Source organism: Pseudomonas sp. GW821-FHT09C08, assembly GCF_059418125.1.
Map to the genome: position 1 here is coordinate 386,035 of NZ_JBWKPG010000001.1, position 12,742 is coordinate 398,776.

The following is a 12,742-nucleotide window of genomic DNA, read 5'->3' on the forward strand; positions in this document are numbered from 1 at the left end:
CGTTAAAGCGCCGCGCCGGCGGGGCGGCCGAGGACACGTTGATATTCATCCTGGGCGGTCTGGTGGGAAAACTCACCGGACCATTTCGACACCACCACCGTGGCCACGCTGTTGCCGATGGTGTTGCAGGTGGCGATGGCCATGGACATGAAGCGGTACACCCCGAACAACAGCGCCAGGCCTTCGGCCGGCAGCACGCCGATGGCCGTGACGGTGGCGGCGAACACCACGAAGCTGCCACCCGACACTGCCGCCGCGCCCTTGGAGGTCACCAGCATGATCGCGATGATGCCCAGCTGTTGTTCCCAGCTCAGCGGCACGCCGTAGGCGTTGGCGATAAACAGCACGCACAGCGACATGTAGATCGAGGTGCCGTCGAGGTTGAACGCATAGCCGGTGGGCAGCACCAGGCCGACGCTCTGTTTAGAGCAGCCGAACTTCTCGAGCTTCTGCAGCAGGCGTGGCAGCGCGCTTTCCGACGATGCGGTACCGAGCACGATGAAGATTTCATCCTTGATATACGTGAGGAAGCGCCACAGGCTGAAGCCGCTCAGGCGGCATACCGCGCCGAGTACCACAAAGATAAAGAACGCGATACCGACGTAGAACATCAACACCAGGTTGGCCAGGGACATCAGCACCGCCGTGCCGTTGCTGCCGACCGCATAGGCCACCGAGCCGAAGGCGCCGAGCGGCGCGAACTTCATGATCAGGTTGATGAACTCGAAGAAGCACTCGGAGATGCGGTTCAGGCCATCTTCGATGACTTCGCGGCGCTCGGGCTTGAGGGCCAGCAGGGCGAAGCCGAACAACACCGAGATCACCAGCACCTGCAACAGCTGGCCACCGGCGAAGGCGCCGACGAAATTGTCGGGGAAAATGCCGTAGATAAAGTCCATGGTCGAGGCCGGTGCGTGCCCCTTGGCCACCGCGGCGGTGGTGGCGGCAGCGGCAGCGGCGCTCGGGTGGGCGTCATGCATGCCGGAGCCGATCTGCAGCAGGTTGCCCCACAACAGGCCGATGGCCAGGGCGATGGTCGACACCACTTCGAAGTAGATCAATGCACGCAGGCCAACTTTGCCGACGCGCTTGATATCACCGGCCGAGGCAATGCCGTGGACCACGGTGAAAAACACCAGCGGCGCGACGGCGGTCTTGATCAGCTTGAGGAAGATATCGCCAAGGATCTTGAAACTGGCAGCCAGTTCCGGGGCGAGAAAGCCGAAGGCGATCCCCAGGAACATCGCGGCGACGACCTGGAAGGTCAGGTCCTTGTAGAGCGGTTTTTTTGCGGGGGTGGATGACATGTCTGTGATCTCATTGTTGTTATGGTTCGGCGACGTAAAGCGCAGGTAACCCCCTGCGGGAGCCGGCAAGCCGGCCCCTGCAAGGTCAGCGTTTTACCGCACCCTGGCGCGCGAGCGCGATATCGACCATCTGCGGCGCCAGCCCCAGGTAATTGGCCGGGTCGGTCAGGCGTTGCAGTTCGGCCAGGTCCAGTTGCGCAGTGGCTTCACCCTGGGCGAGCAGGGCGTCGAGCAGGCTGGTGCCCTGGTCGTTGGCCATGCGGCAGGCGGCGTACACCACGTCATGGGCCACCTGGCGGCCGAGCGCCGGGGCGAGTCCCATCATCACGGCTTCGGCGACGATCAGGCCCTGGGTCATGTCGAGGTTCTTGCGCATGCGCTCGGGGCGCACTTCCAGGCCGGCGAGCATGAAGGTTGCCTGCCCCAGGGACGCGGCGCTGAGGGCAAAGGCTTCCGGAATAGCGATCCATTCGGCCTGCCACGGGCCGGTGGAGCGTTCGAAATCCTGGATCATCGCATCGAGCATCAGCCCGGCGTGTTGACGCACACCCTTGGCGGCGGCATACATCAGTTCGCAGGAAATCGGGTTGCGCTTCTGCGGCATGGTGCTGCTGGCGCCACGGCCCTTGACGAAGGGCTCGTACACTTCGCCCAGTTCGCTGGTCATCATCATCATGATGTCGAGGGCGATCTTGCCCAGGGAACCGGTGACCAGGCCAAGGAAGTTCAGGGTTTCTGCCAGCCCATCGCGGGCCACGTGCCAGGTGGCTTGCGGCACGCCCAGGTCGAGTTCGGCCATCAGCGCTGCCTGCACATCCAGGCCTTTGTCGCCGAGAGAGGCGAGGGTGCCGGCGGCCCCGGCGAACTGGCCGATTTCGACGCGTGGGCGCAGTTCCACCAAACGCTCTGCGTGGCGGTCGAACATGCTCAGCCAGACCGCGCATTTGTAGCCGAAGGTGATCGGCAGCGCGTGCTGCAGGTGGGTACGGCCGGCCATCGGCGTGTCGCGGTAGCGCTGCGCGAGGCCGGCGAGCAGGCCGCGTACCGCCTGGATGTCACGCTCGACGATGGCCAGCGCAGCGCGCACCTGCAGGACCACGGCAGTGTCCATGATGTCCTGGGTGGTGGCGCCCCAATGCACATAGCGGCCGGCTTCGCCGCAGATCTTCGAGAGTTGCTCCACCAGCGGCAGGATCGGGTACCCGACGATCTCGGTCTCGTGCTGCATCAGCGCCAGGTCCAGCGCCTGGTACTGCGACAGCGCAGCGATCTGCTCGGCCGCCTCGGCAGGGATCACCCCGCAACGCGCCTCGGCGCGGGCCAGGGCCACTTCCACTTCGATGTAACGCTCGATCAGCGCTTTATCGGAAAACACACCGCGCATTTCGGCGGTGCCGAACATGTCACGGAACAGGGCGGAATCAAAAACGGTACTCGACATGGGAAAACCCTATTTGTTATTTTTAAACCATACATATTTAATATGTCCGTACAATATGATTGCGCCTGGACTGATACACTGTCAACTCGACAGCGAGGGTAAGAATGGAAAGCGTGAGCCAGAGGCGTTATGCGGCAGTTGCCAAGGACTTGATCGAGCAGATCGGCAGCGGTCATTACCCGGTAGGGTCGTTGTTGCCGACTGAATTCGAGCTGTGCTCGCTGTACGCGGTCAGCCGCCACACGGTGCGCGCGGCCATCGACCAGTTGCAGGGGCAGGGCATGGTCTCGCGCCGCAAGCGTGTGGGCACGCGGGTTGAAGCCGCCTCGCCGCAGGGCGGCTACTCCCAGGCAATGGCCTCGGTGGCCGACCTGGTGCAGGTGGCCGAGACGCATATCCGCGATATTCAGGGCGTGCGGGAGTTTGTCGCCGATATCGCCCTGGCCCGGCGCCTGGGGCTGGAACCGGGCGGGCATTATTTCTGTGTGTCGAGCATCAAGGTCGATGCCAGCGCCGGCAATGCGCCGTTGTGCTGGACCGACGTGTACGCCGAACAGGCGTTTGCCGAGGTGATCCCCGACGCGCGCAAGCACCCCGACGAACTCATTGCCGCGCTGATCGGCAAGGCCTTCTCGCGGCCTATCGAGGTGGTTGACCAACAGGTGCGCCCGGTGCAGTTGCCCGCCGAGCTGGCTGCCAGCCTCAAGGCGCAGGGCGGCGCGCTGGGGTTGAACATCATCCGCCAATACCGCGATGAAGCCGGGGCGCTGATTGCGGTGTCGGAAACGGTCTATCCCGCCGACCGTTTTACCCTGACCATGCAGATGAAACGCGACAAGCTCTGAGCCCATACGTCATCCAACGTATTTCCCGATTGGGCTGGCCCGATGAGACTGGATTGAACGCAATGTCATCCGTCCAGGAGCCAGCCCATGACCGAAACGCTGATCAAAGTCGACCTCAACCAACCCGTCACCGAGAACGAGCAGATCCACAACCGCTGGCACCCGGATATCCCCATGGCGTGCTGGGTGAAGCCGGGCGACGACTTCATCCTGGAAACCTACGACTGGACCGCCGGCGCCATCAAGAACAACGACGATGCCAGCGACGTGCGCGACGTCGACCTGTCCACCGTGCATTACCTCTCCGGCCCGGTGGGCGTGCACGGCGCCGAGCCGGGAGACCTGCTGGTGGTGGACCTGCTCGATATCGGCGCCAAGGCCGATTCCCAGTGGGGCTTCAACGGCTTTTTCTCGCGCCAGAACGGCGGCGGTTTCCTCACCGATCACTTCCCCAGCGCACAAAAAGCTATCTGGGATTTCAAGGGCATGTTCACCAGCTCGCGGCACATTCCGGGGGTGAATTTCGCCGGCCTGATCCACCCCGGCCTGATCGGCTGCCTGCCTGACCCGGTGATGCTCGCCGACTGGAACCGCCGCGAGCAGGAACTGATCGACACCAACCCGACGCGCGTGCCACCGCTGGCCAACGCACCGCTGGCCGCCACCGCCCATATGGGCAAGCTCAAGGGCCAGGCCCGTGACGATGCCGCCGCCACCGGTGCTCGCACGGTGCCGCCGCGCGAGCATGGCGGTAACTGCGATATCAAGGATCTGTCACGCGGCTCGAAGATCTTCTTCCCGGTCTACGTCAACGGCGCCGGGCTGTCGGTGGGGGACTTGCACTTCAGCCAGGGCGACGGCGAAATCACCTTCTGCGGGGCCATCGAAATGGCCGGCTGGGTGCACATGAAAGTCGAGCTGATCAAGGGCGGCATGGCCAAGTACGGCATCAAGAACCCGGTCTTCAAGCCGAGCCCGATCACGCCGAACTACAAGAACTACCTGATCTTCGAAGGCATCTCGGTCGACGAGCAGGGCCAGCAGCACTACCTGGACGTCAACGTCGCCTACCGCCAGGCGTGCCTGAATGCGATCAACTACCTGACCAAGTTCGGCTACTCGCCGGCCCAGGGCTATGCGCTGCTCGGTTCGGCGCCGGTGCAGGGACACATCAGCGGCGTGGTCGACATCCCGAATGCCTGCGCGACCTTGTGGTTGCCCACGGAGATCTTCGAGTTCGATATCAACCCCAACGCCAACGGCCCGACGCGCTTCCTCGACGGCAGCATCGACCTGCCCATCGCCCCGGACCTGTAGCCATGCCGACCTACGAATACGCCTGCGACACCTGCGGCACCTTCACCCAGTTGCGGCCGATTGCCCAGCGCCACGCGCCCAGTCAGTGCCCGTACTGTGCCGGGCCCGGCGGGCAGTTGTTGGTGTCGGCGCCAGCCCTGCAAACGCTGTCGGCCAACCAACGCAAGGCCATCGCCGGCAACGAACGCAGCGCCCACGCGCCGCAGACTGTCGGCGAATACCAGGAAAGTCGCCGGCACCCGGCGGGTTGCAGTTGCTGCGGCACCAGTAAGGCGGTGCTGCCGAGCAAAACCAACCCGCTGGGCCTCAAGACCAAGACCGGCCCCCGGCCGTGGATGATCAGTCACTAGGAGAGTTGCAATGCGCCATGGCGACATTTCCAGCAGCCCGGACACCGTCGGTGTAGCGGTGGTGAACTACAAGATGCCGCGCCTGCACAGCAAGGCCGACGTCATCGACAACGCCAGGAAGATCGCCGACATCATTGTCGGCATGAAACAGGGCCTCCCAGGCATGGACCTGGTGGTGTTCCCGGAATACAGCACCATGGGCATCATGTACGACCACGACGAGATGATGGCCACCGCCGCAAGCATCCCCGGAGAGGAGACCGCGATTTTCTCGGCGGCGTGCCGCCAGGCCAACACCTGGGGCGTGTTCTCCCTGACCGGCGAGCGCCACGAGGAGCATCCGCACAAGGCGCCCTACAACACCCTGGTGCTGATCAATAATCTCGGCGAGATCGTGCAGCGCTATCGCAAGTGTATTCCCTGGTGCCCCATCGAGGGCTGGTATCCGGGCGATCGCACTTATGTGTGCGAAGGCCCGAAGGGCATGAAGATCAGCCTGATCATCTGCGACGACGGCAACTACCCGGAGATCTGGCGCGATTGTGCAATGAAGGGCGCGGAGTTGATCGTGCGTTGCCAGGGCTATATGTACCCGGCCAAGGAGCAACAGGTGCAGATGTCCAAGAGCATGGCCTGGGCCAACAACTGCTATGTAGCGGTGGCGAATGCGGCAGGGTTCGACGGGGTGTATTCGTACTTCGGCCACTCGGCGATCATCGGTTTCGACGGGCGCACCCTGGGCGAGTGCGGCGAGGAGGAGATGGGCATCCAGTACGCCCAGCTGTCGGTTTCGCAGATCCGCGATGCGCGGGCCAATGACCAGTCGCAGAACCACCTGTTCAAGCTGTTGCACCGCGGCTACACCGGCATGCACGCCTCGGGCGATGGCGACAAGGGCGTGGCCGACTGCCCGTTCGAGTTCTACCGCACCTGGGTGCTGGACGCGCAAAAGGCCCAGGAGAACGTGGAGAAAATCACCCGCAGCACGGTGGGTGTCGCCGAATGCCCGGTGGGGCAATTGCCCCATGGCGGTAAAGAGCAGACGCAGGGGTAGGGCATGCGTTTTACCTTCGAACCGGCCCAGGTCATGGCCTTGCTGCGCAGCCGGATCGTCGGTCAGCAGGCGGCGCTGGCGCAGGTGGAAAGCTTGCTCAAGGTGGTCAAGGCCGACATCGGCGAGCGTGACCGGCCGCTCAGCGTCAACCTGTTCATGGGGCCGACCGGGGTCGGCAAGACCGAAATCGTGCGCCTGCTGGCCCAGGCGCTGCACGGGCGCGCCGACGGTTTTTGCCGTATCGACATGCACACCCTGGCCCAGGAGCATTACGCCGCCGCGCTGACCGGCGCACCGCCGGGCTATGTGGGCAGCAAGGAAGGCATCAGCCTGTTCAACAGTGAATTGATCCAGGGCACCTACAGTCGACCCGGCATCGTGCTGTTCGACGAATTGGAAAAGGCCAGCCAGGAGGTCGTGCGCAGCCTGCTCGGCATTCTCGAAAACGGCCAGCTGACCCTGGCCGGCGGCACGCGCACCCTGGACTTTCGCAACAGCCTGATCTTCATGACCAGCAACATCGGCGCGCAACAGGCGCGCCGGCATCGCCAGCGCTTTGCCCAGGGCTGGCGGCGGGTGCTGCGGGTGTTTGCGCGTGGCGAGGCGGCGGTGCTGGAAGAGGCACTGCACGGGCATTTCGAGCCGGAGTTTCTCAATCGCATCGACCGCATCCTGGTGTTCGAGCCCATCGACGCCCAGTGGTTGGAGGCTTTGCTGGACGTGGAGTTGAACAAACTCAATCAACGCCTCGCGGCGCAGCAGCGCTCATTGAGCGTGGATGCGCAGGCGCGGGCGTGGTTGTGTCGCGAGCATGATGCGCGTTTTGGCGCGCGGGCATTGGCGCGCAGGCTGCGTGTCGAATTGGAGCCGGCGATTGCCGAGTGTGTATTGCGCGGCGAAGCCCGGCACCTGCATGCGACGCTTCACCAGGGTTGCCTGGTGGTTGCGTGCAGCGGCGGATAAACCACGGGAAGCGGGGATCCAATTACGGTATAACCCTCGGACGCTTTCGCTCTTCGAGGCCCCGTTTTTCATGCAAAGCCCCATGCAACGCCCGCTGTGGCAGGTCTACCTGATCTTTCTGGCACCGATGGTGCTGTCCAACTTCCTGCAGAGTTTTTCCGGCACGCTCAATGGTATCTATGTCGGGCAAATGCTCGGCACCCAGGCGCTGGCGGCGGTGTCGGGGATGTTCCCCATCGTGTTCTTCTTCATTGCCCTGGTGATTGGCCTGGGGGCGGGCGCCTCCGTATTGATCGGCCAGGCCTGGGGCGCCCAGGAAACCGGCATGGTCAAGGCGATCACCGGTGCCACCCTGACGCTGGGCGCGTTGGTGGGGCTGGTCGCGGCGGTGCTTGGCAGCCTGTTCGCCCGCCCGGCGTTGCAAGCCTTGGGCACCCCGGTGGATGTGCTCGACGACGCGGTGGGCTACGCCCAGATGATGATGTTGATCATGCCGCTGTTGCTGGTGTTCATCCTGTACACCCAGCTGTTGCGCGGGGTCAGCGACACGATCTCGCCGTTGTTGGCGCTGATGGTCTCGACCCTGGTCGGCCTGCTGCTGACCCCGGCGCTGATTCGCGGCTGGATCGGCCTGCCGCCCCTCGGCATCCAGAGTGCGGTGTACGCCGGCCTGGTGGGCAACGCCGCGGCGATGCTGTTCCTGATCCTGCGCCTGCGGCATAAAAACCACGTGATGGCGCCGGACCGTGAACTGCTGGCGGCCTTGCGCCTGGACCGCGCGATTTTGGCCAAGGTCCTGCGCATCGGCCTGCCTACCGGCCTGCAGATGGTGGTGTTATCGCTGTCGGAGTTGGTCATTCTTGCCCTGGTCAACAGCCATGGCTCGCAGGCCACGGCGGCCTATGGCGCGGTGACGCAAATCGTCAACTACGTGCAGTTCCCGGCGCTGTCGATTGCCATCACTGCCTCGATCCTCGGCGCCCAGGCGATTGGCGCCGGCCGCCTGGAACGCATCGGGCCGATCTTGCGCACCGGGCTGCTGATCAACACCTGCCTCACCGGTGGCCTGATTGTGCTGGGGTATGTCCTGTCGCACTGGTTGCTCGGTTTGTTCATCACCGACGACGCGGCGCGGGCAAATGCCGAGCACCTGTTGCATATCATGTTGTGGAGCATCCTGGTATTCGGTTTCCAGGCGGTGATCGGCGGGATCATGCGCGCCAGCGGCGTGGTGCTGATGCCGGTGGTCATCTCGATTTTCTGCGTGCTGTGCGTCGAGTTGCCGATGGCCTACCTGCTCAACGCGCACTTCGGGCTGGAAGGCGTGTGGATGGCGTTTCCGGTGACCTACCTGGCGATGTTGGGCTTGCAGACCGCGTATTACCGGTTGGTATGGCGGCATAAGCAGATCAAGCGGCTGGTCTAGCGCGGTTTATTGCTTCAAGCCGTGCAGCAGCAGTTCCAGGCTCTGCAGGCCTTCTTCAAGGCGTTCGCCCGGGTGCGCATCCCGGGCGATCCACAGCGCGGTGTTGACCAGGCTGCCATTGATCAACTGAGCCAGCGCGGCGCTCGGTGCCTGCGGGATCACACCGCTGTGCATCAAGGCGTCGAGCCGTTGACGCAGGGATTCCACACAGTGCTGCTGGGAGCCGGTGTCACCCAATACGGCCGGCGCATCCTGCAGTACGATGCGCTGGATCTCCGCGTCCTGGGCCATGCGCAAATACGCGCGGCAGCGTTCGCAAAAGCCCGACCAGGGGTCCGAAGCTTCGTCACTGAGGCGCTGCAAGTGGGCGTCCATCTCGCTGTCGAGCTGGGCAACGACCGCCGCCAACAGGCCTTTTTTATCGCCAAAGTGGTGATACAACGCCCCGCGCGTCAGGCCCGCGCGGGCGGTAAAGTCGTCCATCGAGGTATTCGCGTAGCCTTGGGTGGCGAAGGCCAGGCGCGCGCTGGCGATCAGCCGGGCGCGGGTGTCTTCGATTATTTCAGCACGGGCTCGGCTCATGGATAGGGCTCGCAATCGGCAAGTGAAGGATTGACATACGCTGCGTATGTTACGCATGCTTTGTCACATACGCACCGTATGTATTTTGCCTTGATCATTGCAGATAGCAAGTTGCAGGGCATTCAGGAAGAGGTAGAGCAGGATGGCAAACCCCTACGCCGAGTTGTTCCAGGTCCCCGGCGCCCGGGCTTTTGTACTCGCGGGCATGTTGGCGCGCATGCCGGTGTCAATGGCGGGCATCGGCCTGATCACCATGCTCTCGCAGGTGCACGGCGGCTACGGCCTGGCCGGTTCGGTGGCGGCGGTATTTGCCCTCGCGACGGCGTTTTGCGCGCCGCAGGTGTCGCGCCTGGTCGACCGCTACAGCCAGGGTCGGGTGCTGCCGGTCGCCGCGTTGATCGGTGGCGGGGCGTTGCTGCTGTTGTTGCTGTGCACCCGCTTGCAGGCGCCGAACTGGACGCTGTTCGTGTTCGCGGCCCTGGCCGGCTGCATGCCGAATATGTCGGCGATGGTGCGGGCACGCTGGACCGAGTTGTACCGCGGCCAGCCCCAGTTGCAAACCGCGTTTGCCCTGGAGTCGGTGCTTGACGAGGTGTGCTTTATCATCGGCCCGCCGATTTCGGTGGGCCTCAGTGTGGTGCTGTTCCCGGAAGCCGGGCCGTTGGTCGCGGCGCTCTTGCTGGCCGTAGGCGTCACCACGTTCGTGCTGCAGCGCGAGACCGAACCGCCGGTACACGAACACCACGATCATCACGGCCGCTGGCTGATCGCGTCGCCTTCGGTATTGATCCTGATGATCCTGCTGCTGGCCATGGGCGTGATTGTCGGCGTGGTCGATGTGGTCAGCGTGGCCTTCGCCCAACAGCAGGGCCAGCCGGCGGCGGCGAGTATCGTGCTGTCGGTGTATGCCATCGGCTCGTGCCTGGCCGGGCTGGCGTTCGGTACCCTCAAGCTCAAGGCGCCGTTGCCCCGCCAGTTCCTGTACTGCGGCGTAGCCACGGCGCTGACCACCTTGCCGTTGCTGCTGGTGACCAACATCCCCGGCCTTGCCGTGGCAATCTTCATCTCCGGTCTGTTCTTCGCCCCGACGCTGATTGTGTCCATGGCGCTGGTAGAACAAATCGTCCCCCCCAGCCGCCTCACCGAAGGCATGACCTGGCTGATCACCGGCCTGAGCATCGGCGTGGCCATCGGCGCCGCCAGCTCCGGCTGGATGATCGACCATTCCGGCGCGGCCAGTGGGTTCTGGGTGGCACTGGCGGCGGGGGCGGTGGTGCTGGGCTCCGCGGTGTTGGGGTTTCGGCGGCTAGACGTTCACGCAATTCGATAAGACGTGGATAACGGCCCGCATCAATCAATAAAACGGTGAGTGCTCAACGTTACCCATCCATTGTTTGTCGACTATTCTCAGTGGATAGGAAGTAGTAACCGACAGGAAGCGCGGTTAAACGTTTTTAAGTGAGGATGAGTGATGAAACAGCTTCCTGAGAGTACTGAGTCTTTCGCGAGTCAACTTTATTCCGAAACCCGAACGGCGTGGAAACGTCCCTTTGATTACCAGGAAAACCAGCCGGGCAAGAAAGTTCGCATTGAAATGACCGAGGCATTGGCAGAATTATATGGGGTCAGTGGCGATATTGTCGCTATCGTATGGACGGTGGCGGAAAACTTTAATGACTCCTGCCTGATGCATGACGATATTATCGATGAGGATGAGGTCAGAAGAGGGGCTCCTGCTGCGTGGGTAAAGTTTGGCATCCCGGTTGCGCTGATCTCGGGCATGTACGGATACCTGGCAGGCCTGCAGGCTTTGGCGGGAACCCGTAATGTCGATCTGGTCCGCGTTGGCCTTGAAAGTCTGGAACGGATGCATATCGGCCAATGCCTGGACGTGAAAATCAATTCAGGCAAACGCTTGCCGACGCGGGAGGAATACCGGCTTATTTCCGAAGCCAATACCGGCTGTTTGTTTTTATTGATCCTGGATGCATTCCAGGTTCTGCAGCCCTTGCCGATGGCCGTGTATCAGCCACTGCGTTCGCTGTTGTTGACGCTGTCGCTGTATTACCGATTCCAAAACGACTACTGCGACATGAACCATATACCCTGGTTCGAGAAAAAAGGCTTTGCGCCGGATCTCGACAGCGGCCCCAAATCCTATCTGATGCTGCTGGCGGGCAAGACCCTGGCCAAACGCATTCGTTCTGACGAAGAAAAGCGCGAAATCATCCGTGCCTATGGTCAGCAGGGGGTATTTGACCAGGCGTTGCAGGAGATGGACGACACGTTCCAGAAAATGCTGAGCGATATGGACGAGGTGGACAATCAAATCGCGCGTTATCAAGCCGCGCAGGGCGAAACCTTGGGGCAGGCCCGCCGGTTCAAGGCATTGTTGCAGCGCCTTGAATTCAAGCAAGACCTCAAGGACAACTATTATCTGACCCTGGTTGCGTAGGGCGATGGCCATCGACTCTCATGCCTGATAGCGGCCGCTGCGTTGATGCCATTCCCGACTCCCTGCCATCCACGCCTTGAGCCCGCACAAAAAACGCTTCAGTGCGGGCGAGGCGTCTTTGAGCAGCTTGTACTCTTGAGCCTCGTAGGTTCGCACGAGGTCATCATGGATCATCGCGACCATGCACATGGCGTCCTGAAGAGAGCAGTGGTGCTCGTCCGCCAACAAGGTCGGCAGATTGAACGCTTCGCCGGTCACTTGTTCCCTGGCCGTTGAATACAGGTCGTTGACCAGAGTCGCCGCGCAGGACACCAAGGTGATGATTTGGCGCACCGGTGCGCTGGCATAGATATTGGCGTTCAATTCATAGCCCGCCACCACATCTATCAGTGCCGTGAACGGCATAAAGCTGTTGCCCTGGCGCTGCACGAGATACTCCCAGGTAAGCGTGGGCACCTGTGCGGTGCGCCACGTGGCTTCAGCATTCATCGCCACGAACAGGACTGCCAGTTCATACCGGACACGGGCTGCCTGGGAGGGGCTCGCCAGTGATACCAGATGAACCATGCAATCTTGCAGCGCTCGCGTGACGGCGTCCGACGCCAGGGCGTGTGCCAGCGTCGCACTGTAGGGGGCAGTCAAGCGGACAGGCTCTACCGCCGCCAGGGCCAATAACAGGCGCGGCCCCAGCGGCTGCGGGACGGTGCCGCTCAATTCGTCGTAACAGTACTGATCGTCCAGCGAGATCAGCGCAGCGAAGGCTTGGGCGACCAGCAGTAATCGCTCGGGGGCGTCCGTATCGGGATGGCAAAGCATGGCGAAGCGTCCGAAACCGGTTGCGTGGACCTTTGCCGTCTGGCCTGTAAAAACACCCATCCGGTCTATCCAGGGCAGCAACAAGTCGTCGACCTGTCGCGCGAGCTGTTCATCGACGCGTGTGGGCTCAGGGCAATGCAGCTTCGGGACGATCAGGGGCGAGTCCGGCATTGCGGTGTCCTCAGG

12 protein-coding genes are annotated in these 12,742 nt (G+C 62.7%); 8 read left to right on the forward strand and 4 right to left on the reverse strand.

The window, feature by feature from the left end; genetic code table 11:
- Positions 1 to 2: 2 nt before the first annotated feature.
- Both AC07OJ_RS01700 and AC07OJ_RS01705 read right to left on the reverse strand, forming a co-directional pair.
- A complete protein-coding gene (locus tag AC07OJ_RS01700) occupies positions 3 to 1,307 on the reverse strand; it encodes a cation:dicarboxylate symporter family transporter (protein WP_495005670.1) in 1,305 nt (434 codons plus the stop codon).
- Positions 1,308 to 1,392: 85 nt separating this feature from the next.
- A complete protein-coding gene (locus AC07OJ_RS01705; RefSeq protein WP_495093759.1) occupies positions 1,393 to 2,748 on the reverse strand; it encodes a class-II fumarase/aspartase family protein in 1,356 nt (451 codons plus the stop codon).
- Positions 2,749 to 2,861: 113 nt separating this feature from the next.
- Here AC07OJ_RS01705 and AC07OJ_RS01710 point away from each other — a divergent pair, with 113 nt between their 5' ends.
- From AC07OJ_RS01710 to AC07OJ_RS01735, 6 genes are all read left to right on the forward strand, one after another.
- Positions 2,862 to 3,593, forward strand: a complete 732-nt coding sequence (locus AC07OJ_RS01710; RefSeq protein ID WP_177343952.1) for a GntR family transcriptional regulator — start codon at positions 2,862 to 2,864, stop codon at positions 3,591 to 3,593.
- A gap of 87 nt (positions 3,594 to 3,680) precedes the next feature.
- Complete coding sequence (fmdA, locus tag AC07OJ_RS01715) at positions 3,681 to 4,910, forward strand: formamidase (RefSeq protein WP_106804309.1); 1,230 nt, start codon at positions 3,681 to 3,683, stop codon at positions 4,908 to 4,910.
- 2 nt (positions 4,911 to 4,912) lie between these two features.
- The gene (locus AC07OJ_RS01720; RefSeq protein WP_495093760.1) at positions 4,913 to 5,260 is read left to right on the forward strand and encodes an FmdB family zinc ribbon protein; all 348 of its coding nucleotides are present in this window, start codon (positions 4,913 to 4,915) and stop codon (positions 5,258 to 5,260) included.
- A gap of 10 nt (positions 5,261 to 5,270) precedes the next feature.
- Complete coding sequence (locus AC07OJ_RS01725; RefSeq protein WP_120448258.1) at positions 5,271 to 6,314, forward strand: aliphatic amidase; 1,044 nt, start codon at positions 5,271 to 5,273, stop codon at positions 6,312 to 6,314.
- A 3-nt stretch (positions 6,315 to 6,317) separates the two neighbouring features.
- Positions 6,318 to 7,277, forward strand: a complete 960-nt coding sequence (locus tag AC07OJ_RS01730) for an AAA family ATPase (RefSeq protein ID WP_495093761.1) — start codon at positions 6,318 to 6,320, stop codon at positions 7,275 to 7,277.
- A gap of 70 nt (positions 7,278 to 7,347) precedes the next feature.
- On the forward strand, positions 7,348 to 8,703 hold the full coding sequence (locus AC07OJ_RS01735) for an MATE family efflux transporter (protein WP_106804306.1): 1,356 nt from the start codon (positions 7,348 to 7,350) through the stop codon (positions 8,701 to 8,703).
- Between the two features lie 6 nt (positions 8,704 to 8,709).
- Here the strand turns inward: AC07OJ_RS01735 and AC07OJ_RS01740 are convergent, their stop codons facing one another.
- Positions 8,710 to 9,285: a TetR/AcrR family transcriptional regulator gene (locus AC07OJ_RS01740; protein WP_495093762.1), complete on the reverse strand. Its 576-nt coding sequence runs from the start codon at positions 9,283 to 9,285 to the stop codon at positions 8,710 to 8,712.
- A 142-nt stretch (positions 9,286 to 9,427) separates the two neighbouring features.
- Between AC07OJ_RS01740 and AC07OJ_RS01745 the strand changes: the two genes are divergently transcribed.
- Both AC07OJ_RS01745 and AC07OJ_RS01750 read left to right on the forward strand, forming a co-directional pair.
- A complete protein-coding gene (locus tag AC07OJ_RS01745; RefSeq protein WP_495093763.1) occupies positions 9,428 to 10,615 on the forward strand; it encodes an MFS transporter in 1,188 nt (395 codons plus the stop codon).
- A 141-nt stretch (positions 10,616 to 10,756) separates the two neighbouring features.
- Complete coding sequence (locus AC07OJ_RS01750; RefSeq protein ID WP_495093764.1) at positions 10,757 to 11,740, forward strand: polyprenyl synthetase family protein; 984 nt, start codon at positions 10,757 to 10,759, stop codon at positions 11,738 to 11,740.
- An 18-nt stretch (positions 11,741 to 11,758) separates the two neighbouring features.
- Here the strand turns inward: AC07OJ_RS01750 and AC07OJ_RS01755 are convergent, their stop codons facing one another.
- The gene (locus AC07OJ_RS01755; RefSeq protein ID WP_495093765.1) at positions 11,759 to 12,727 is read right to left on the reverse strand and encodes a terpene synthase family protein; all 969 of its coding nucleotides are present in this window, start codon (positions 12,725 to 12,727) and stop codon (positions 11,759 to 11,761) included.
- Between the last annotated feature and the right edge of the window lie 15 nt (positions 12,728 to 12,742).

What these genes read in the sequence shown, in the direction of transcription:
- AC07OJ_RS01700 (WP_495005670.1), bottom strand. Translation starts at nt 1,307, where the DNA reads ATGTCATCCACCCCCGCAAAAAAACCGCTCTACAAGGACCTGACCTTC.
- AC07OJ_RS01705 (WP_495093759.1), bottom strand. Translation starts at nt 2,748, where the DNA reads ATGTCGAGTACCGTTTTTGATTCCGCCCTGTTCCGTGACATGTTCGGC.
- fmdA (WP_106804309.1), top strand. Translation starts at nt 3,681, where the DNA reads ATGACCGAAACGCTGATCAAAGTCGACCTCAACCAACCCGTCACCGAG.
- AC07OJ_RS01720 (WP_495093760.1), top strand. Translation starts at nt 4,913, where the DNA reads ATGCCGACCTACGAATACGCCTGCGACACCTGCGGCACCTTCACCCAG.
- AC07OJ_RS01725 (WP_120448258.1), top strand. Translation starts at nt 5,271, where the DNA reads ATGCGCCATGGCGACATTTCCAGCAGCCCGGACACCGTCGGTGTAGCG.
- AC07OJ_RS01730 (WP_495093761.1), top strand. Translation starts at nt 6,318, where the DNA reads ATGCGTTTTACCTTCGAACCGGCCCAGGTCATGGCCTTGCTGCGCAGC.
- AC07OJ_RS01735 (WP_106804306.1), top strand. Translation starts at nt 7,348, where the DNA reads ATGCAAAGCCCCATGCAACGCCCGCTGTGGCAGGTCTACCTGATCTTT.
- AC07OJ_RS01740 (WP_495093762.1), bottom strand. Translation starts at nt 9,285, where the DNA reads ATGAGCCGAGCCCGTGCTGAAATAATCGAAGACACCCGCGCCCGGCTG.
- AC07OJ_RS01745 (WP_495093763.1), top strand. Translation starts at nt 9,428, where the DNA reads ATGGCAAACCCCTACGCCGAGTTGTTCCAGGTCCCCGGCGCCCGGGCT.
- AC07OJ_RS01750 (WP_495093764.1), top strand. Translation starts at nt 10,757, where the DNA reads ATGAAACAGCTTCCTGAGAGTACTGAGTCTTTCGCGAGTCAACTTTAT.
- AC07OJ_RS01755 (WP_495093765.1), bottom strand. Translation starts at nt 12,727, where the DNA reads ATGCCGGACTCGCCCCTGATCGTCCCGAAGCTGCATTGCCCTGAGCCC.